We start from the raw sequence: 18,001 nt of genomic DNA on the forward strand, positions 1-18,001 counted from the left end.
GTCGTCCGGTGGTGGTGCGTGGAAACGAATCGAAGGTTGCATGAGTATTGCTGCGGAAACACCACGTTGGCACGCCGCGATCTTGACGCCGACTCTGCGAAAGCAGTGCTGGGGCTTCATGATCGGATCGTCACTGTTCGCATTGGGGGCGGTACCGGGTTTCGGCGCCTGGGCCGGTGCCTCGGTTTCCAACGTGTGCTTCTTCATCGGCGCGTGGTTTTTCACCTCTGCCGGATTTATTCAGCTACTCAGAAGCGGTGCGGTCAAGACGAAAGTTTCCGGTAGTTCAGATGACATGGTCCGGCTCGAGTGGCTGGCCGCGGCAACTCAATTCGCAGGAACGCTACTTTTCAACGTCAGCACCACCGCGGCCCTGAAGCCGAGCTCGGTCACCCAAGAGGAACGCCTCGTCTGGAGTCCGGATGCGGGAGGCTCGGTCGCTTTCCTCATCAGCGGGGTACTGGTGATCATCGCCTATACCCACGCCCGAAAGTTCTGGGACCCGAGCGCGGCCGACTGGTGGTCCGGGCAGATCAACTTGATCGGGTGTCTCGCATTCGGCGTCTCCGCGGTGGCTGCCTTCGTCACCCCGGACGGTGCCACGGTCGACTCGACCCTCGCCAACTCCGGCACCTTCGTCGGTGCGTTGTGCTTCTTCTTCGCATCGTTCCTCGTATTGCCCATGTGGAGTCGAGGCAAAAATTCGACTACGTGATGCTGTGTTCACTTAGAAGTTCACCTAGATGACCGCGAGAGAGGCCGGCACTCGCTCACGGAGTAATCCTCGTAATCGACGGCCCTCAATTGCCCGACGTACTGCGTGGCGAACCCGGGGAACATCGTTGCGTTGAAGCCGTCCTCGGTGAGATACCAACTGGAGCAACCGGAGTTCCAGGTCGTTTTCTGCAAGCGTCGCTGCAGGTCCTCGTTGTACTCCTGCTGGCGGTCCTCTCGGACATCGAGGACGAGATCACGGGCTAACGCGTGCGAAATCGCTTCGACGAGGTAATCGATCTGGGCCTCCATGTAGACCAACGCCGAGCTGTGTCCGGGACCGGAGTTGGGGCCGAACGTGAAGTACATGTTCGGGTATCCAGCTACCGAAACGGACTTGTATGCCTTTGCCCCACCGCTCCACTCGTCGGCCAACACTCGCCCGCCCCTGCCTCGGATCGGAACGGGGGTGCCCGTCTTGCACACGTCGAAACCCGTCGCGAACACGATGACGTCGGCTTGGTGCTCGATACCTTCTACCGTCCTGATGCCGTCAGGCGCCAGTGTGGCGATCGGCCAGGTGACGAGCGTGCAATTGTCCTTCTGCAATGCCGGGTAGAACTCACTCGTCATCAGCAACCGCTTACAACCCGCTCTGAAATCCGGGGTGAGTTGGCGACGTAGCCATGGGTCTTCGACCTGGCGTCGCAAGTGCACTTTCCCGACGGCTTCCACGACGCGAGTCAGGGGAGAATTCCACACCACACCCAGAGCGACGGACTCGTGGCCCCAGAACCAGGCCTTCCGTGCTGCTGTCTGCGCTGTGGGAAAACGTCGGTAGAGGTCCTTGGTGGTCTGCCTCGTCTCGAAGTTGACTCGGGGCAATGCCCACCCTGGCGTGCGCTGAAAGACTTTGACCGACTTGGCAACTTTGACCAACTCGGGGACGATCTGGACACCGGACGCGCCGGTGCCGATGACGGCGACCTTTTTGTCGGTGAAGTCGTAATCGTGGTCCCAGCGGGCACTGTGGATCTTGTGGCCGGTGAAGGTGTCGAGACCTCTGATTGCCGGAAAGCTCACATTGGCCAAGGGTCCCGACGCCATGACGACGGTGCGAGCATGCATTGGCGGTTGGGCGTCGAAGGTGATGTCCCACAGCGACGTTGCGTCATTCCAGCGCACGTCGATGACGTTGTGGCCGAATCGAAAATGTGGCCGCAGGTCGAACTCTTCGACCATGTGCTCGATGTACCCGAGGATCTCCGCGCTTCCCGAGTATGTGTGCGACCAGTCGGGATTGGGAGCGAAACTGTACGAGTACAGCCGCGACGGGATATCGCACGCGGCACCCGGGTAGGTGTTGTCGCGCCATGTGCCGCCGGCCGCAGTGCCTCGCTCGAGAAGCGCAAAGTCTTCGACATCTTTCTGCTTCAACCGGATTGCAGTGCCGATTCCTGCGAAGCCACCGCCGATGATGGCAACATTCAACGTCTCGTTCACGCGACAGGCTCGTAGGTGAGTTCTTTGGACCAGGTCGGCTGGGGGCGTAGCAACCGCTTGGGGTATTTCGAAGTGAGGCGGACAAGGCCGTCGGCGAGCTTGTGGTACGGGTGGGCTCGGTCGATTACCACCCCGGAATGCCAGGTGATGAACCGGTACATGGGTAGACGCCTGGGGAATTCGCTTCTTTCCCCGACCTTTTTGAATCGGCCCATAGCGGAGTACAGCCGTTGCTCGTCGACACCCATGTCCACGATGTTGTCTCGCATCTTGTTGAGCAGCGGGATATATCGGAGGGTGCCGATGATCAGTGAAGGTTTCATCCACGCCCCGACGGTCTCGACGAGGATTCTGCGCATCTTGGCGTGACCGAGAAGTTCGATCACCTGGAAATCGACTGCGAGGTGCCGTGATTCGTCGGAGTTGATTCGTTTGAACACCTCCTGGCAGACCGGGTCGTCGATCTCGTCGACGATGAATTTCACCAGTGCACCGTCGAGAGCAACTTCGAGCATCGGGATCACCGTACCCAGAACGGCGAGCGAGGTCTGGTCCGAATACTTGTCGAGCCAGTCGATGACAAGTTTGACGTTGATGTTGGGCTGGGGAATCTCGTCACCGTCGAGCATCCCCCAGCGCCTCATCAGCGCGAGTTCGGCATTCGCGTGCTTCTGTTCCTCCGCGTGGAAGTAGGTGTAGATTTCTTTCAGGGTCTCGGTGGGGGCTTTCGTCGCCATCGCGGCGAACCCGCGGGCTCCGACATTTTCGATCCACATCAGGTCGGACATGAAAGGCTTGAGCTTGGTCCAGAGTTCGGGACCGATCGTCTCCGCTCCCGGCGCATCCCAGTCGATGTCGACCAACGCCCACTGCTTGTCCTTGATCTTGACGAGCATGTCCTCGAAATCGAATGCCATGTCAAACTCCTGCCTTCTCGGTGGTTTCCTGTGGTGCCAGCCGTCCCAGCAACCCGAGGGCGCGGGTATAGAGAGCTGGAGCGATTCGTTTGAGGCGCCAGATGACCTTGGCGTCGAGCTGAGGGACGACGTACAGGCGTCCGCGGTCGTACTTGTTCAGGGTGTCGACGGCGATCTTGCCGGGCGTGAAACCGGTCGAGTGCATGAGGTTCTCGGCCAATGTCGATGCCGCGCCGGTGATCCGACCGTCGACGGCGACGTTGGTTTTGACGAACGTCGGGCACAGAACGGTGACCTTCACGCCGGTGCCGGATAGTTCGGCGGCCATCGTTTCCGACAGTGAAATGACCGCGGCCTTGCCGACGTTGTAGGGCGCCATGAACGGGGCAGCGGCAAATCCGGCGGCCGAGGCGACGTTGATGAAACCGCCTTCGCCTGCGGCTTCGATTGCGGGCAGGAAGACTTCGCAGCCGTGGAGGACACCCCACAGGTTGATTCCGAGTGCCCAGTTCCAGTCCTCGAAACCGATGCTGCCGACGGGCTTTCCGCCGATGCCGACGCCGGCGTTATTGACGACCAGGGTGGGTGCACTTCCGAAGGTCAGCTCGGCGAAGAGCGCTAATTCTTCGACCTGTTCGCGGATGGCGACGTCGCAGGCTACCGCGTAACCGTCGATCATCGCCGCAGTTTCTTGGGCCCGAGAGAGCGAGATGTCGGCGCAGATCACCTCTCCGCCGCGAGCAGCCAGTTCGATGGCGAAAGCGCGGCCGATGCCGCTCCCCGCGCCGGTTACGACGGCACGAGAGTTGTAGGACGAGGTCATACGAAGAGAATCGTACGGACCACGCCATTTGTCAATGGCCCGGTAGGCAACGGCTTGGTGTTGGGCGAAAGAAAGGGCCCGACCAAGCAATGGTCGGGCCCTCTTCGTCGGTAGATCTGCAGGCCGATTACACGACCCTGTAGCTGGGCTCGCGCTTCTTGATGTAGGAGATCACCCGGTACGTGATCGGCATGACGATGATCTCGGCAATCGTCTTCCACAGGAATCCGACGATGACATAGTTGATGAAGTCCGCCCAGGTGCTGATCCCGATGACCCCGGCCGCGATAGAGCAGAAGATAAGAGTGTCGAAGAATTCACCGACGATGGTCGAACCGATGAGGCGCGCCCAGAGGTGTTTCTCTTTGGTGCGCTCCTTGATGGCCACGAGCACGAGTGAATTGAGCATCTGGCCTACGAAATAGCCGGCCAACCCGGCCACGACCAACCGCGGAACCACACCGACGACGGTTTCCAACGATTCCTGATTTTCGTAGAAGCTGGCGGCAGGAAGTTCGATGGTGAGCCAGAAACAGACTGCGGCAAGGATTATCGACCCGAAGCCGAGGTAGATGGCGCGCCTTGTCGCCTTGAACCCATACACCTCGCTGAGCACGTCGCCGAGGATGTAAGCCAAGGGGAACAGGAAGAACGCCCCGTCGGTATTGATCGGGAGAATCTGGAAGGGGCCGAGGAAGACGTCGCTGTCACCGAAGAATGCGACGCCCTTGCTGGCGGACACATTCGAGATGATCAGGGTCGCCACGAACAAGGCCACGATCGTTGGATAGTAACCACGGCTCACGTGCGCGAACTGCGCTACGGTATCGGGTTCGTCTGGGGTCTGCGGAGCTGTCACGTGCCCTATCCAAACACGCGCAATCCCCAGGTCCGAATCACTGCCGAGAGAATATCCCTTATGTCTCCAATATCCACGGCGTACGTGGCAGCGAGTCAGGGTCCCAGCGTGTCAGCAGCTCGGCTGTCGTGACCGGTTCGTTCGGGCCGGCCATCTCGATCGACTGCGCCAGAACTGCGAGTACATCGTGCGGGCCCAGGCCGAGCGCAGCTTGATCCTCCAGGGTGACCGCACCATCGCGTTTGGCGAGCCTGCGCCCCTGAGCATTGAGTGCGAGCGGCACATGCATATAAGTGGGAGTGGGTAATTGGAGCAGAGAAGCAAGGTAGGCCTGGCGCGGCGAGGACGTCAACAAGTCGTCACCACGCACAACCTGGTCGATGCCCTGCTCGCCATCGTCGACGACGACAGCAAGGTTGTACGACGCAACACCGTCCGCTCGGCGGAGCACGAAATCGTCGACGATCCCGTGAAAGCGGCCGAGTAACGCGTCGTCGACAGAGAAGTCGGTCACCTCGGACCGCAATCTCAGCGCGGGAGAGCGCGACACCGACGTCTTCTCGATCGAGGTGAGGTTTCGGCACGTCCCCGGGTATGCGCCGTCCGGGGCGTGCGGCGCCGATGCCGCCTCGAGAATCTCTCTGCGGGTGCAGAAGCACTGGTAGGTCTGCCCCGACTCCTGCAGCCGAGTGATCGCGTTCTCGTACAACGCGGTGCGCTGAGACTGGCGGACGACAGCGCCGTCCCAGTCCAGGCCTATCGCATGCAGGTCGGCGAGTTGACGCTCCTCGGCGCCGGGGCGGACGCGATCGAGATCCTCCATCCGCATCAGAAAATTCCGACCGGTCGATCGGGCGAACAACCAGGCCAGAAGCGCAGTGCGCAGATTGCCCAGGTGTAGATCTCCCGACGGACTGGGAGCGAAACGTCCTGCACCCGTGCTCATGAGACCACTCTAGTTTCGGTGCATCGATCGACGAAGCCCGGTCGAGTCGGGGATCGATCAGGAAGTAGCTTCGGCGGCCAATCGACCGAGCGTGTCCGTCAGCTGCTCCTTGGTGACGAGCGGAAACTTGACCTGCTCGAGCAATTTCTTATCGGTCACTTTCGACCAGTCGTAGGTGTGGCGCACCAAGGTCTCGTTCGGCCCCTGCGACTCCAGCTCCCACAGCCACTCCCATCCGGGAGGCTCCGTGCCCGCGGGTGCGGTCTTCCAGGCCAGCAACTTGTCTTTCGCGTATCCCGAAACATGATTGTCGGTTTGGTAATCGCCGCCCATGTGGTCGCCCGCCATGTTCATCGTGAACACCTCGCCGACCTTCTGGATCCGGTCGGCATGGTCCACGCCGCGAATGAAACCGGAGCCGTCGAGCGCTTGATGTCGCTCGGGATTGGACAGGACATCGAATACCGCGTCGACGGGAGCCTCGATGGTGCGTTCGACAGTGATCTTTGCGTTGTCGGTCATACCTCCACCATGCCGAAGGTTCATTGACTCGGCAACCTCGGCCGCCTCCGGATGTCGCCGTGACCGTCTCATGTTCGCGCACACTGGAAGGATGAACAGTCCACATCGGGGTACCTGACTGTGAAGACACCGAGGCCGAGAGTGTGGAAGAAGGCCCGGGCTTACGCGCGTCGGCTCGAGCTTCGCTACCGGCCGGTCGACCCGAGAACCCGAGCTGCGTTGGACGCAAGGTGGGCGGCTCTACCCACGGCGGCACGAACACCGGCTCAGACGCTCGGTCGGCATGCGGTGGGATGCGAGGGCACTCACGGAGTGTTTCCGAAGTGCAATCTCACCTGTAGCCCGTGCTACCACAGCGCCGATGCGAACAAAGTCCGCGTCGACGGCGAGCACACCCTCCGTGAGATAAGGGCGCAACTGAAATTCCTGGCATCGCGCCGAGGCCCGCGGGCACACGCACAGTTGATCGGCGGGGAGGTCAGCTTGCTGGCCCCCGACGACCACGCTGCAGCGTTGCAGATCATGCGGGACTACGGACGCGAGCCGATGTCGTTCACACATGGGGACTTCGACTACGAGTATCTGCAGGCCGTCGTCCTCGATGCCGACGGCAACGCCAGGTTCGGGCGAGTCTCCTTCGCTGCGCATTTCGACAAGCTGATGCGTGGGCGAAGCGGAATCCCGCGTCCGCGAACGGAAGCCGAGCTCACGCCCTATCGCCGCCGATTCGCAGAGATGTTCACTCGGTTGAAAAGCGAACACGGCATTGCGTCGTACCTCGCGCACAACATGACCGTCACCCCGGACAACATCGACGAGGTCGCAGCTGTCGTCGGCGAAGTGGTGGATATGGGCGGCTACTCGATGGTCTCTTTCCAGCCCGCGGCGTTCGTCGGCGACGAGCGACGGTGGCACGGTGACTACCGTGAGATCGACATCGACACGGTCTGGAAGCAAATCGAACGCGGTATGGGACAACCTATTTCGTACGAGGCGATCCAGTTCGGTGACCCACGCTGTAACCGAACCGCATTGGGATTCATGGTCGGTCTTCGGTGGCATCCGTTTCTCGAGGTGACGTCGAAGGTCGAGGAGCGTGCCCGCGAAGAATTCTTCACCCATCTGGGCGGGGTGAACTTCGGTGGCTCGGCTCCGCTGACCTTGGTTCTGAAATTGCTCCGAGTGCTGGTGGGTCATCCGCACGGTGTTGTCGTGGCGGTGAAGTGGGCTGCGAGCGTTCTGCGGCGATGCGGCGGGCCGCGAGTGCTGTCGGTAGCTTTGCTCCGGAGGGAAGTGCGCCCGATGACGTTCGTCGTGCACCGCTTCATGGATGCCGAAAATGTTGCCCCCGCATGGAAATTGATGCAGGATGGTCAGGTTTCTTCCGATCCTGCACTGCGCGAAACGCAGGATAGGTTGGCGGCATGCACCTACTCGATGGCACATCCCGAGACCGGTGAACTGGTGCCGGCGTGCGTGCAACATTCGGTGCTCGATCCGGGTGAGAATCAGGAACTACGCCGACTGCTTCCCTTGACGGTGGCAGATTCCCCCGGATGCTGTGGCTGAGGATCAGCGAAAAACCACAGCCCTCGCCTGGGGCGGAATCTCCAATGAAATCTCCTCGCCCACCCGAGTCCTCGCCCCGGCGGGTAGCTCGACCTTGACGCTCCCCCCGCCGATTCTCACGTCGGCGATGCTCCGGAAGCCGGTTGGACGCAGTGCCGCTACAACGCCGCGAACCTCGGAAGTGTCCACCACACGGATCATTTCGTGGCGCAGTAGAAGCACCGCAGACCCGTCGCCGGAGGCAACATCGACCTCGAAATCTCCGATAGCGGAACGATGAACGCCGCCGGCGAGGTGTCCCTCGATCTCGTTGAGTCCGCCCATGAGACGGTTGACGGCGAGTGTGCTGGGTCGGGTGTAGGCGGATGCGACGTCGGAATGGTGTTGTAATTCGCCGTCGATGAGTACGGCTACCGAATCGGCCAGTGCCGCAGCTTCCTGCTGATCGTGAGTGACCAGTACGAGCGTTTGGTCGAGTTCGGTGCGAAGCTCCCGAACGAGGTCGTGCATCTCCGTGCGCAGTAGGGGATCGAGCGCACTGAAAGGCTCGTCGAGGAGCAGCACCCGCGGTGAACCGGCGAGGGACCTGGCCAACGCCACTCGTTGTGCCTGACCACCCGAGATGTCGGATACCGATCGATCGCCGATGTCACCGAGATGGACCAGCTCGAGGTACCTGTGCGCCTGTTCGCGGGCATGACTCCGCTTGTGGCCTGCGGCGCGGTAAGCAAAGCCGATGTTGTCGACGACGGACATGTGCGGAAAGAGCATCGGGCGCTGGAACACCATCCCGACGCCACGTTCCTCGGCCGGGATCTCGGTGACGTCGACGCCATCGATGCAGATGGTTCCCGTCGTCGGTGCATCGAGGCCGGCGATCAACCGAAGTACAGTGCTCTTGCCAGAACCGGACGGGCCGAGTATCACCGTGCACGAACCTGGTCGAACAGTCAGATTCAACGATGTCAATGCTGAACTCGTTTGGCCTGAATGAACTTTGGTGAGTCTGTGAACCGATAGTTCGACGCTCATCGGGCCGTCCTCCTTCCGAGACGCGAGAGCAGCGCAATCAGCACGAGAGGGGGCACTATGGCTGCGATCGACAGGGCCGCCACGACGGCGTCGTTTCCGGTCCCTGCAGCGAACGAGGCTACCAATATCGGCACCGTCACCAGCCTGCCACCGCCGACCAACAACGTGATCACGTAGTCGCTCCATCCCACGAGAAAAGCGAGCAAGGCGGATCCGGACAGTGCCGGCGCCAGCAACGGAATTCTGATCTGCCACAGGACCATCGACTTCGAAGCACCGAGCATTCGCGCTTCCTCCTCGTACCGTGAGTCGTATGCACCGACGGCCACTCGCATCAGATATGTGGTGTAGGGAATCGCGGCCACGGAGAGCAGCACGATCACCGCGAGCGTGCTCGGAATTCGTGCACGCAGAATCACTACATTCAAACCTAGCGCTACCGCGAAGGGTGGCAGTGCCAGCGGAGCGAACAGTATTGCCGCGACGACGCCAGGGAAGTGCACATCGCCACGCGCGAGGGCCCGGGCCGCGAATGCTCCTAACGGCGTTGCGATCGCGGCGACAGTCAGGGCGAGACCCGTAGATCTCATGAAGGCTTCTGTTCCGCCTGCCGCGACGGCGCTACGCACTCCGTCCACTCCCCATTCCTGCGGCAGCACAGCGGGAAACGACCATTGATTGCTCACCGCCCACAGAGCTATCGGGATGAGCGGCAGCACGAACCACACCACCAGAAGTAACCGCCCCGCGGGCCGCGTCGCCGTCATTTCCAGACCGCCGATCTGCGGAGATAGTTGAGCGCGACCGCGGCCACGACAATCGCCAGTGCGGCGGCAACCATCGCAGCGGCCGCAGCTTGGGGACGGGCAGCGAGGTCGATGGAGGTGAACAATCGAATTGCCATGACGGACAATGGTTCCGGATAGGGTCGACCGAGAATTCGGGCTACTTCGTAGGACCCGACGGTGTAGGTGAAGGTTATCGCAGCCGACGCTGCCAGAGCCGGCCGCAGCAGCGGCAGCGTGACCAAGCGGAAGCGTGCCCATCGTCCCGCACCGAGAGTGGCCGCTGTCTCGTCGAATCCTGCCACCCGAGTTGCCAGGGTGCCGGCCACGACGATGGCGACGAAAGCCGATTCCTTCCACGCGTATTCGAGTGCGACGGCAATCCACCAGCGTCCACCGACAAGCTCCGACCATCCGCCGTCGGTGAGCCCGAAGACGCGTGGGAGTAGTCCTGAGTCGGCGAGCAGCAAACCCATGGCGGCCGCACCGATCAGATGGGGTACGGCCAACGTCAGCGCCGCGGCGATCAACACCGTTCGGTTACCGGACAGCACCGTCGATGCCGCTGCAAGACCGATGAATGTAGCCAGCAAAGTCGAGACTGTCGCGACGGCAAGAGTAAGCGCGAGAGAACTCCAGAGATCTCCACCGAGGGCAGAGTAGGCATCGAGGGTGAGTGCGGGCCGTCCCACCAGAGGCATCAGACCGAGACTCTGCAGCAGGGCAGCTCCGAGGCCACCGCCGACCACCAGTAAAACCGGAATCACCGCTGGAAGCACCCAGAGGGTGCTGCGTACCTTTCGCTGGCTCACTGCCCCGCGAGAACGGATCGCCGCCACCCCTCGTCCAGCGGCGTGACCCACCCCGCGGCCAGTTCGGGATGAGCGTTGGCCGAGAGTTCCTCGTATGGCGGGAGGACAGGGGAGGCCGGGAGCGCCTCGAACTGCGCCCTGACTTCCGGTGTCAGGCGGGAAGTGTCCAGCACTGTGAACTGGCCCCATACATCTGGTTCGGATTTGGCGAGCTGCTGCTCCGGTGACAGTGCGATGTTGGCGACGACCTGCGCTGCCGCGGACTCCCCCGACGTCGACGGGATCGCCAGGAAGCTCGCATTACCGACGGTGCCCTCATCGAGGGTCAGGATGCGCGTCTCGGGGGGATAGGTGCCGTCGGCGACAAGTTGTGGCAGCGTTGCGGGGCCGTAGGTCATGGTCATGTCGACCTGCCCACCGGCGTACAGGTCGTCGAGTTCGCTCGATGACTGCGGATATGTGGTGCCCCCGCGCCAGAGCGACGGTGCAAGGGCGTTGAGCCGATCGAACACGGCCGGCGCGAGAGAATCGTAGGTGTCCTGATCGAACTGGGCGGGCACCTTGTCGACGCCGCCGGACTGGTTCACCAGTGCCTCGCGGACGAATACCGAACCGGTGAAATCCGGCGGTGCGGGATAAGTGAAGCGGCCGGGGTTGGCCTCGGCCCAGTCGAATACTTCGTCCAAAGTGCGGGGCGGGTCCGCTATTGCCGCCGAGTTGTAGACGAGCGTGAACTGCGCCTTGTGCCAGGGTGCTTCGCAGTTGTTCACCGGCGTACCGAAATCGCTGCTCAGCAGCGGATCCTCGGGGTCCGTGTACTCCATGTTCGGTAGATGTTGTGTCCAATTGCAGAGCCACGCGCCTGCCTGCTGACCGGTCCCGAAATTTGCGCCGTTGACCCACACCAGGTCGACCTCTCCATCGGTGACACCAGCTTGCCGCTCGGAGAGAATCCGGTTGACGGCGTCGGTGGTGGATTCGACGGGCACACGACGCAGCGTGACCCCTGCGGCTGCGGCGGCGGGGGTGAGGACGTTGTCGACGTACGTATTGCCCTGTTCGTCACCGCCGTACATCCACAGTGAGACTGTTTTCCCCTGCGCTTGCTGTTCGATCTCGCTCCAGGACAGTTCCTCGGCGACCGGCGCGTCGGACGACGGGGCTGCGCACGAGGACAGGACCAACCCCACGCTCGCGGCAACCACAAGGGCCGCGAACGCGTACTTTCTCGGTCGACGGGTATGAGATCGAGAAAACAACGTGGGCCTCCTGGTCCGAGGATGCAGACAGAGTCGACGCTGCCTGATCCACGGTAATCGGTCGAATCCGGTGATAGGGGAACACACTGGGGTAGTCGAGGACTTCCCGTCGTAGATGAACTGTTTTGGGTGTCGAGCACGAGAGGTAGCAATTGTGAATCAGGACCCCCGACCGGCACGTAGCCGCTCCACCGCGATCAAGCTGGCAGCTGCTGCCGCCGTGATCATGGTGGTCGTCATCGTGGCCGCGACTGTGGACCTTCCGGACCCGGAGTCGATCCGAACCCTGGTCGCGGACGCAGGTGCGTGGGGGATCGTTGCGTTCGTAATTCTGTATGTCGTGCTGTCGGCGACGCCGTTCCCAGCGAGCGCCCTCACCATCGCTTCCGGATTGCTGTTCGGGTTGGCGGTCGGTGCAACGGTGGTGGTCGTGGCTGCAACGGGAGGCGCCTATGTGGGTTATTGGGCGGCGCGTGCGCTCGGCCGTGGATCGGTTGCACGCTCGGAGTGGGGCAAGCTCCGCAGGCTGGACGCCATGCTCGGGCGACGCGGTTTGATGTCGGTGTTCATCGTCCGCTTGATCCCAGTGTTCCCATTTTCGGTCGTCAACTATGCGGCGGGTATCAGCGCCGTGGGCCAGCGTGATTACCTGCTCGGCACGGCGGTCGGCATCATCCCGGCCACTGTCGGTTTCACCGCCCTCGGCGCGTACGGAACCTCTCCGCTGTCCTGGCCGTTCGCCGCTGCGCTGGTGGCCGTCCTCGTGATCGGCGTCGGGTCGTCGTTAGCTGCCAAACGTTTCGCCCTGAAGAGTGATCCGGAACCCAACGGCCCACATCTCGACGGCATCGCGGCCCCATGATCGACAGCTATCTGCGTCGCAAGCTCGAGGGGCCGCTGGATCGGTGTGCACGAATCCTCGACATCAGCCAGGTCACCCCGGACCGAATCACCGCGGTCGGTCTGCTGCTGGGACTGGGCAGCGCAGTGGCCGCTGGGCTGCAGTTCTGGCTACTCGCGTTGGCACTGTGGATCCTCTCGCGCCTTGCCGACGGACTCGACGGACCACTGGCCCGTAGACGACTCCGCGGTGGCGGACCAACCTCCGGTGCAGGCGGGTTCTTCGACATCACAGCGGATTTCACCGTCTACGGGACCACGGCCGTGGGCGTCGCGGTCGGTGCGTCGGCCGGTTACGACGCCCCGTGGTGGCCGTTTCTACTGGTGTTGCTGGCGTACTACATCAACGGCACAGCCTTTCTCGCGTTCTCCTCCATCGCTGAAAGAACGAGCAGAACACTCGACGACGGCCGCTCGCTGTCATTTCTGGGCGGGTTAGCCGAAGGAGCGGAAACGATTGCCGTGCACAGTCTCTGGCTGCTGTTCCCAGCAGTGTCCTGGCAGATCGCAACGGTATGGGCGGCGGTGGTAGCGGTCAGTTCGGGTCAACGCATCATTGCCGGCTACCGCGCTCTCTCCTGACGATCCACCTAACTCGGGCCTTCGCGAGGGTGTTCAGCGCTCGCGATACGACGGGAGTGCTCAACTGCGAACGGACGTCGCCGACCGCAGCGTTCCACGGCCCGTCGTTGTACGTCGGATACGGGTGGGTGGCACCCGCGAGATCGCGAGTGCGCAGGCCCTGCCTGACGGCGAGAATCAGTTCGCCGATGGTTTCGCCCGCCCGTGGCCCCACCACGCTGGCACCGACGATGCGGCGCTTGCCGTCGAGTACCAGCGTCGTGAAGCCGGTGGTTTTGCCCTCGGTGACCGCGCGGTCGACGTCTTCGTGCCCGAGTGTCTGCAATCGCAACCCGGGGATACGCTTCGCTGTGCGCACATCGATTCCAGCAGAGGCGATTTCGGGATCGGTGAAGGTGACGCGCGGAGTGCCGGTCTTGTCGATCTTTCGGAGCACACCGAGTACGGCGTTGCTCGCCGCGAGGCTGCCGTGCATCCCTGCCACGTGAGTGAACTGTGGGTGACCGGTCAGATCTCCGGCGGCCCAGATGCGGGGATTAGTGGTGCGGAGATGATCGTCGACCACGACGTAACCGCGCTCTTTCAATGACACCCCGGCGGCGTCCAGGCCCAACCCCGTGGTTCGAGGAGTACGTCCGGTGGCGACGAGGACTTCGTCGAACGTACACGTGAGACCGGAATCGGTGATGGCCTCCCCGTCGTCGATTCGGGTTACCGTCGTAGAGGTCAGAATGTGTACTCCCTCGCCGGTGAGCGCTGCGGACAGTACTGCCGATGCCGAGGCGTCCTCCCTCGGAAGAATGGTCTCGGCCCGACCGACGAGGGTGACAATCGAGTCGAGTCGGGCAAAGGCCTGAGCCATTTCGCAGCCGACGGTGCCGGCCCCGATGATGAGTAGTCGTTCCGGCAGCGAGGTCAGGGACCACAGTGTCTCGCTGGTGAGGTAGTCCGTCGAGTCCAATCCTGAGATCGGCGGTATCGATGGACTGGCACCGGTGGTGATGATGGCTTGGCCGAAACGCAAGGACCCCGATCCGACGGCCACGGTGCCGGGTCCGGTGAACACGGCATCACCGGCGACGACGGTCACCCCCGCTTCGGTGAGCGCTTCCGGAGAATCGATCGGGGCGATCTCAGCGATGGCGCGGGAAACGTGCGCCATGACACGGGGAAAGTCCACGCGCGGCTCGCCGGCGTCGATCCCGAAGTAGCGCGCGTCCCGGATCGTGGCAGCTGTCGATGCCGCCGCGAGTAATGCCTTGGACGGCACGCACCCGGTCCACAGGCAATCACCGCCGGGCCGCTCCCGCTCGATCAGTACGACGCGCACGCCGAAGCCAGCAGCAGTCTTGGCTGCAACGATGCCTGCTGTTCCGCCGCCCACCACGAGAACATCGGCTTCGGTCGGCATCGAACTCATGTCATGTCACCTCGGGTAAGTCGATCCACGAATTTTCGAGCATGCTCGACGCTCTTCTCGTCGGGGACCGTCCGTACCGTCCACCTGGACAACGCCGTATCGATCTGACGGAACTCGCCCTCGGCGGCCCGGCATCTGGCGCACACGGCAAGGTGCGCCTCGATCCTGCGCACTTCGGTGGGATCGAGGCGGCCCGACGGGTCGGCGTCGAGATAACGCTGCAATCGTCGAGCCGACCAATGGCAGGTGAGCATCATCCGCGCGGTCTTCATCATGGCTTTCCCTTTCCGGTGGCAGCGGCGAATGTGGGACGTAGCCGACGTCGAACCCGATCACGGGCTCGGCTCAATCGGGACATCACCGTTCCGACCGGGACGTCCAGAACGTTCGCGGCCTCGGCGTAGGTAAGTTGATCGACGTCGATCAGTAACAGAACCGTCCGGAATTTCGGGTCCAGCGACCCGACTGCCCGCTCGAGGTCGTCGGACAAGATGGATGTCATGACTCTCTCCTCGGTTCCGAGTTCCTCGACACCGAACGCCGGCCGGGTGGACAGGTAGTCGCCGAGCTCGGCGAATGTGTCCGGCCGCTGCCGTCGGTGCATATTCATGTTGGTGTTGCGCAGAATGGTCAGCAACCAGGCCCGAGGGTGGCGCCCGTCGAAGCTGTCGACGCTGCGCCACGCACGTATGAGCGTCTCCTGCACGAGGTCCTCGGCTTGCGAGGGCCGAGTCAACGTGGCGGCAACGCGCAAGAGCACCTCGATCTCCGGTTCGACGTACAGACGAAAATTACGTGCCTGAGCGTCGTTGACGGCGTCGGATTCGATTTCGGGCACAGCTATGGAACCCTTCGACTGTCCTGCGGTGTTCCCATAGCGACAGAGTGTGCCCCTGAAGGCCTCGACGAAATGGACAGACCGATGAAGAAGCCGACGCCGTACACAATCTCGGCGCGCATGTACGACGTCATTTCTTTCGAGTGGCCGATCTATCGCGCTGGTCGCACGGCAGCGATCGATCTGATGGCTCTTCCAGCGGGCAGTCATGTCCTCGATGTCGGCTGCGGAACCGGCCTCAACTTCGCTTCGCTGCAGCGCCGGATCGGGCCGGCAGGTTCGATCACCGGAGTCGATGCCAGCCCGCAGATGCTCGAGCAGGCCAGACGCCGCGCTACCTCCGCTGGGTGGGAGAACGTGACCCTCATCTCCGCGGACGCCACCGCCCTCGATTCGGTGGACCTGGGAGAATACGTTCCCTTCGATGCGGCTATCAGTACCTACGCGTTGTCGCTGATGGCGCAGTGGCAGATCGCGCTCGATGCGATGATCTCCGCTACCAGGGCAGGGGGAGTCGTGGCCGTCGTAGACATGCAGAAACCCGTCGGACGCGCAGAATTATGGACACCGCTGGCGCGCTTGGCGTGCCGACTCGGTGGATCCGACATCGACGCTCACCCCTGGACTGCAATGCCCACTCGACTCGACACGGTGCAGTCGGCATCGGTGCGCGGCGGTCACATCCAGGTTCGCGTCGGGTCGGTCCCCCCGATGTGACCGCCACCGGTAGTCATTTCTTCTGACGTCGGCTACCGGCGTGCCAGTCTTGTTGCGTGCCGACTTCGTCCTCCTGCACACCTAGAGCCTTCAGTTGCGGAAGCTCACGCATGCTGCGCTTCATTTCGGCGAACCCTGGGAAGCGTGCGAGTCCGATCACGTTGTCCCACAAAGGCACTGCCTCTTCATCGCTGGGTAGTCTGCTGATCACCGGGCCGAAGAATGCAACTCCGTCCGGAGGCTCGAAGGCAATGATCGGTGTGCCGACGTCCTTGCCGGTCAGCGAGAGCGCATGGTCGGTTTCGGCACGAATTTCCTCGTCCAACGAGGAATCATCCAGTGCGCCGGTGTGCCGAGTCGGCAAGCCCAGTTGTTCGAGGATCGGTGCCAGGAATGCCGCGGTGCCGCGATAACCGTGGCTCGCAGCGTCGTCGGGCACCACATCGGTATCGAAAATTTGCGTACCGAGGGCGGCATACAGTGGCCCGATCGCAGCGGGCCCGTGCTCGCGACGAATGTCTGCGGCGGCCCTCAGCAGTCGTAGACCTGCGGTATGGCCGGCCTCGTACTCAGGTGGAAAGTGAGACGCGTAGTCGATGTGAGAATTGAGCAGGCGCAGGGAGATGAATCGCCAGTCGACCGTGTAATCACGCTGCGCCTGAACCTTACGAACCCATTTGCTGGTCATCCATGCGAAAGGGCACACCGGATCGAAATAGAAGTCGATATCGGACATCGAAGGACGCTCCTTGCCAGTCGGAAACTCCGTGTGCACGACGGTATACGCAGGGGCGCGCTTCGTACCTCCGCACAGACGGTCAATTCTCCCCCAATAACTCCGCTCGCTGCTCGACTACCACCGCGCGGATCGCGTCGACTACTGCAGATACCTCGGGCCGCCGCAGCGATTCCTGCCGGGTGACGAGCCAGTAGGACAGTCGTGTGGCGACGGTGTCATCCAGAATCCTGACGAGGTCCCCGTGCCGATCTGCCATGAAGCACGGCAGCAGGCCGATGCCTGCCGATGCCCGGGTGGCTTCGACGTGCACGAAGACGTTGGTCGAGGAGACCGATTCACGCATGGTCGGGGTGAAGTTGGGCGCGAGATCTAGGTCGTCGACCTGGAGCATCGAGTCGATGAAATACACCAGCGGATGGTCGGCGAGGTCGTCGACGGTACCCGGTGTTCCGTAATCCACAAGGTAATCCCTCGACGCGTAGAGGCCGAGACGGTAGTCCCCGAGCCTGATGGCCTGCGCGCGATGCAACTGCGGTTCACCGACGACGATCTCGATATCCAAACCGGACCGCTGCTGGGACGCGCGACGAGTGACCGCGACGATTTCCACCGCCACTTTCGGGTGCTGGCGCTGCACGCGAGCGGCCGCTGGAGCTGCGATGTATGCGCTGAATCCGTCGGTCGCCGAGAGTCGGACGACGCCTTCGATCTGTCCAGGTTCATCCCCGCTTTCGAGTGATCTCATCGCCGCTTCGACGCTCTCGGCCGCGCGGAGGGCGCCGCGTCCCAGCTCGGTGAGTTCCCACCCGCCGCCTGCCCGGATGAGCACGCGGCCGCCGAGACCGGCTTCGAGCGTCGCGATTCTCCTCGAGATGGTGGTGTGGTTGACGCCCAGTTCGTTGGCTGCGGAGCTGAATCTTCCGCTGCGCTCCACAGCGAGCAGCACTAATAGGTCGTCTGCACTCGGACCGGGCTGATCACGTGTCATATCTGCATTTTTGCAGACTGGGCCTGCAATCTTGGCCATTGTCTGCACACCGATCTGCATCGATACTCAGGAGCAG

20 protein-coding genes are annotated in these 18,001 nt (G+C 62.5%); 5 read left to right on the forward strand and 15 right to left on the reverse strand.

Annotated elements, in window-relative coordinates; all coding sequences use genetic code 11:
• Positions 1–40: 40 nt before the first annotated feature.
• A complete protein-coding gene (locus E5720_RS11395) occupies positions 41–715 on the forward strand; it encodes a hypothetical protein (RefSeq protein WP_136170751.1) in 675 nt (224 codons plus the stop codon).
• Between the two features lie 20 nt (positions 716–735).
• On the opposite strand, the gene E5720_RS11400 is transcribed toward E5720_RS11395, so the two are convergent.
• From E5720_RS11400 to E5720_RS11425, 6 genes are all read right to left on the reverse strand, one after another.
• On the reverse strand, positions 736–2,217 hold the full coding sequence (locus tag E5720_RS11400; RefSeq protein ID WP_210729853.1) for an NAD(P)/FAD-dependent oxidoreductase: 1,482 nt from the start codon (positions 2,215–2,217) through the stop codon (positions 736–738).
• A complete protein-coding gene (locus tag E5720_RS11405; RefSeq protein WP_136170752.1) occupies positions 2,214–3,134 on the reverse strand; it encodes a ferritin-like domain-containing protein in 921 nt (306 codons plus the stop codon). Before E5720_RS11405 ends, E5720_RS11400 begins: the two co-directional genes overlap by 4 nt.
• Before the next feature lies 1 nt (position 3,135).
• Entirely contained in the window at positions 3,136–3,957 is an 822-nt protein-coding gene (locus tag E5720_RS11410) for an SDR family NAD(P)-dependent oxidoreductase (RefSeq protein WP_136170753.1), read from the reverse strand.
• A gap of 127 nt (positions 3,958–4,084) precedes the next feature.
• Positions 4,085–4,816 (reverse strand): queuosine precursor transporter, encoded by a 732-nt coding sequence (locus E5720_RS11415; protein ID WP_136170754.1) that lies wholly within the window; start codon positions 4,814–4,816, stop codon positions 4,085–4,087.
• Positions 4,817–4,874: 58 nt separating this feature from the next.
• Positions 4,875–5,762, reverse strand: coding sequence for a tRNA glutamyl-Q(34) synthetase GluQRS (gluQRS, locus tag E5720_RS11420; RefSeq protein WP_136170755.1), 888 nt, complete (start codon positions 5,760–5,762; stop codon positions 4,875–4,877).
• A 57-nt stretch (positions 5,763–5,819) separates the two neighbouring features.
• Positions 5,820–6,284 carry an SRPBCC family protein gene (locus tag E5720_RS11425; RefSeq protein WP_136170756.1) on the reverse strand — a complete coding sequence of 155 codons (465 nt, stop codon included), beginning with the start codon at positions 6,282–6,284 and terminating at the stop codon, positions 5,820–5,822.
• Between the two features lie 120 nt (positions 6,285–6,404).
• Here E5720_RS11425 and E5720_RS11430 point away from each other — a divergent pair, with 120 nt between their 5' ends.
• A complete protein-coding gene (locus E5720_RS11430; RefSeq protein WP_247595919.1) occupies positions 6,405–7,853 on the forward strand; it encodes a radical SAM domain-containing protein in 1,449 nt (482 codons plus the stop codon).
• Positions 7,854–7,856: 3 nt separating this feature from the next.
• Here the strand turns inward: E5720_RS11430 and E5720_RS11435 are convergent, their stop codons facing one another.
• The 4 genes from E5720_RS11435 to E5720_RS11450 are packed head-to-tail and all read right to left on the reverse strand — an operon-like array spanning position 7,857 to position 11,741.
• Positions 7,857–8,822 (reverse strand): ABC transporter ATP-binding protein, encoded by a 966-nt coding sequence (locus tag E5720_RS11435; protein WP_168708335.1) that lies wholly within the window; start codon positions 8,820–8,822, stop codon positions 7,857–7,859.
• Between the two features lie 59 nt (positions 8,823–8,881).
• Positions 8,882–9,652 (reverse strand): ABC transporter permease subunit, encoded by a 771-nt coding sequence (locus E5720_RS11440; RefSeq protein WP_136170758.1) that lies wholly within the window; start codon positions 9,650–9,652, stop codon positions 8,882–8,884.
• Positions 9,649–10,482, reverse strand: a complete 834-nt coding sequence (locus E5720_RS11445) for an ABC transporter permease subunit (protein ID WP_247595920.1) — start codon at positions 10,480–10,482, stop codon at positions 9,649–9,651. Before E5720_RS11445 ends, E5720_RS11440 begins: the two co-directional genes overlap by 4 nt.
• Positions 10,479–11,741 (reverse strand): ABC transporter substrate-binding protein, encoded by a 1,263-nt coding sequence (locus E5720_RS11450; protein ID WP_168708336.1) that lies wholly within the window; start codon positions 11,739–11,741, stop codon positions 10,479–10,481. Before E5720_RS11450 ends, E5720_RS11445 begins: the two co-directional genes overlap by 4 nt.
• A gap of 154 nt (positions 11,742–11,895) precedes the next feature.
• Between E5720_RS11450 and E5720_RS11455 the strand changes: the two genes are divergently transcribed.
• Complete coding sequence (locus tag E5720_RS11455) at positions 11,896–12,603, forward strand: TVP38/TMEM64 family protein (RefSeq protein ID WP_247595921.1); 708 nt, start codon at positions 11,896–11,898, stop codon at positions 12,601–12,603.
• Positions 12,600–13,223: a CDP-alcohol phosphatidyltransferase family protein gene (locus E5720_RS11460; protein ID WP_136170759.1), complete on the forward strand. Its 624-nt coding sequence runs from the start codon at positions 12,600–12,602 to the stop codon at positions 13,221–13,223. The genes E5720_RS11455 and E5720_RS11460 overlap by 4 nt, the downstream gene beginning before the upstream one ends.
• Here the strand turns inward: E5720_RS11460 and E5720_RS11465 are convergent.
• Genes E5720_RS11465 through E5720_RS11475 form a run of 3 tightly spaced genes read right to left on the reverse strand, consistent with a single transcriptional unit; the run spans position 13,195 to position 15,481 of the window.
• On the reverse strand, positions 13,195–14,643 hold the full coding sequence (locus E5720_RS11465; RefSeq protein WP_247595922.1) for an FAD-dependent oxidoreductase: 1,449 nt from the start codon (positions 14,641–14,643) through the stop codon (positions 13,195–13,197). The genes E5720_RS11460 and E5720_RS11465 overlap by 29 nt on opposite strands.
• Entirely contained in the window at positions 14,640–14,918 is a 279-nt protein-coding gene (locus E5720_RS11470; RefSeq protein WP_136170760.1) for a zf-HC2 domain-containing protein, read from the reverse strand. The genes E5720_RS11465 and E5720_RS11470 overlap by 4 nt, the downstream gene beginning before the upstream one ends.
• Positions 14,915–15,481 (reverse strand): sigma-70 family RNA polymerase sigma factor, encoded by a 567-nt coding sequence (locus E5720_RS11475; protein ID WP_247595923.1) that lies wholly within the window; start codon positions 15,479–15,481, stop codon positions 14,915–14,917. Before E5720_RS11475 ends, E5720_RS11470 begins: the two co-directional genes overlap by 4 nt.
• 84 nt (positions 15,482–15,565) lie before the next feature.
• Here E5720_RS11475 and E5720_RS11480 point away from each other — a divergent pair, with 84 nt between their 5' ends.
• Complete coding sequence (locus tag E5720_RS11480) at positions 15,566–16,198, forward strand: methyltransferase domain-containing protein (protein WP_136170761.1); 633 nt, start codon at positions 15,566–15,568, stop codon at positions 16,196–16,198.
• Positions 16,199–16,211: 13 nt separating this feature from the next.
• Here the strand turns inward: E5720_RS11480 and E5720_RS22010 are convergent, their stop codons facing one another.
• Both E5720_RS22010 and E5720_RS11495 read right to left on the reverse strand, forming a co-directional pair.
• Entirely contained in the window at positions 16,212–16,934 is a 723-nt protein-coding gene (locus E5720_RS22010; RefSeq protein ID WP_247595924.1) for a hypothetical protein, read from the reverse strand.
• 82 nt (positions 16,935–17,016) lie between these two features.
• The gene (locus E5720_RS11495; protein ID WP_247595925.1) at positions 17,017–17,964 is read right to left on the reverse strand and encodes a LysR family transcriptional regulator; all 948 of its coding nucleotides are present in this window, start codon (positions 17,962–17,964) and stop codon (positions 17,017–17,019) included.
• Between the last annotated feature and the right edge of the window lie 37 nt (positions 17,965–18,001).

The sequence above is a fragment of the Rhodococcus sp. PAMC28707 genome (assembly GCF_004795915.1).
In the GTDB taxonomy this organism is placed as follows: domain Bacteria; phylum Actinomycetota; class Actinomycetes; order Mycobacteriales; family Mycobacteriaceae; genus Rhodococcoides.

Excerpts from the sequence above, each read along its gene's own strand:
- E5720_RS11395 (WP_136170751.1), top strand. The coding sequence starts at position 41 with ATGAGTATTGCTGCGGAAACACCACGTTGGCACGCCGCGATCTTGACG.
- E5720_RS11405 (WP_136170752.1), bottom strand. The coding sequence starts at position 3,134 with ATGGCATTCGATTTCGAGGACATGCTCGTCAAGATCAAGGACAAGCAG.
- E5720_RS11410 (WP_136170753.1), bottom strand. The coding sequence starts at position 3,957 with ATGACCTCGTCCTACAACTCTCGTGCCGTCGTAACCGGCGCGGGGAGC.
- gluQRS (WP_136170755.1), bottom strand. The coding sequence starts at position 5,762 with ATGAGCACGGGTGCAGGACGTTTCGCTCCCAGTCCGTCGGGAGATCTA.
- E5720_RS11425 (WP_136170756.1), bottom strand. The coding sequence starts at position 6,284 with ATGACCGACAACGCAAAGATCACTGTCGAACGCACCATCGAGGCTCCC.
- E5720_RS11440 (WP_136170758.1), bottom strand. The coding sequence starts at position 9,652 with ATGACGGCGACGCGGCCCGCGGGGCGGTTACTTCTGGTGGTGTGGTTC.
- E5720_RS11460 (WP_136170759.1), top strand. The coding sequence starts at position 12,600 with ATGATCGACAGCTATCTGCGTCGCAAGCTCGAGGGGCCGCTGGATCGG.
- E5720_RS11465 (WP_247595922.1), bottom strand. The coding sequence starts at position 14,643 with ATGAGTTCGATGCCGACCGAAGCCGATGTTCTCGTGGTGGGCGGCGGA.
- E5720_RS11470 (WP_136170760.1), bottom strand. The coding sequence starts at position 14,918 with ATGATGAAGACCGCGCGGATGATGCTCACCTGCCATTGGTCGGCTCGA.
- E5720_RS11480 (WP_136170761.1), top strand. The coding sequence starts at position 15,566 with ATGAAGAAGCCGACGCCGTACACAATCTCGGCGCGCATGTACGACGTC.
- E5720_RS22010 (WP_247595924.1), bottom strand. The coding sequence starts at position 16,934 with ATGTCCGATATCGACTTCTATTTCGATCCGGTGTGCCCTTTCGCATGG.
- E5720_RS11495 (WP_247595925.1), bottom strand. The coding sequence starts at position 17,964 with ATGGCCAAGATTGCAGGCCCAGTCTGCAAAAATGCAGATATGACACGT.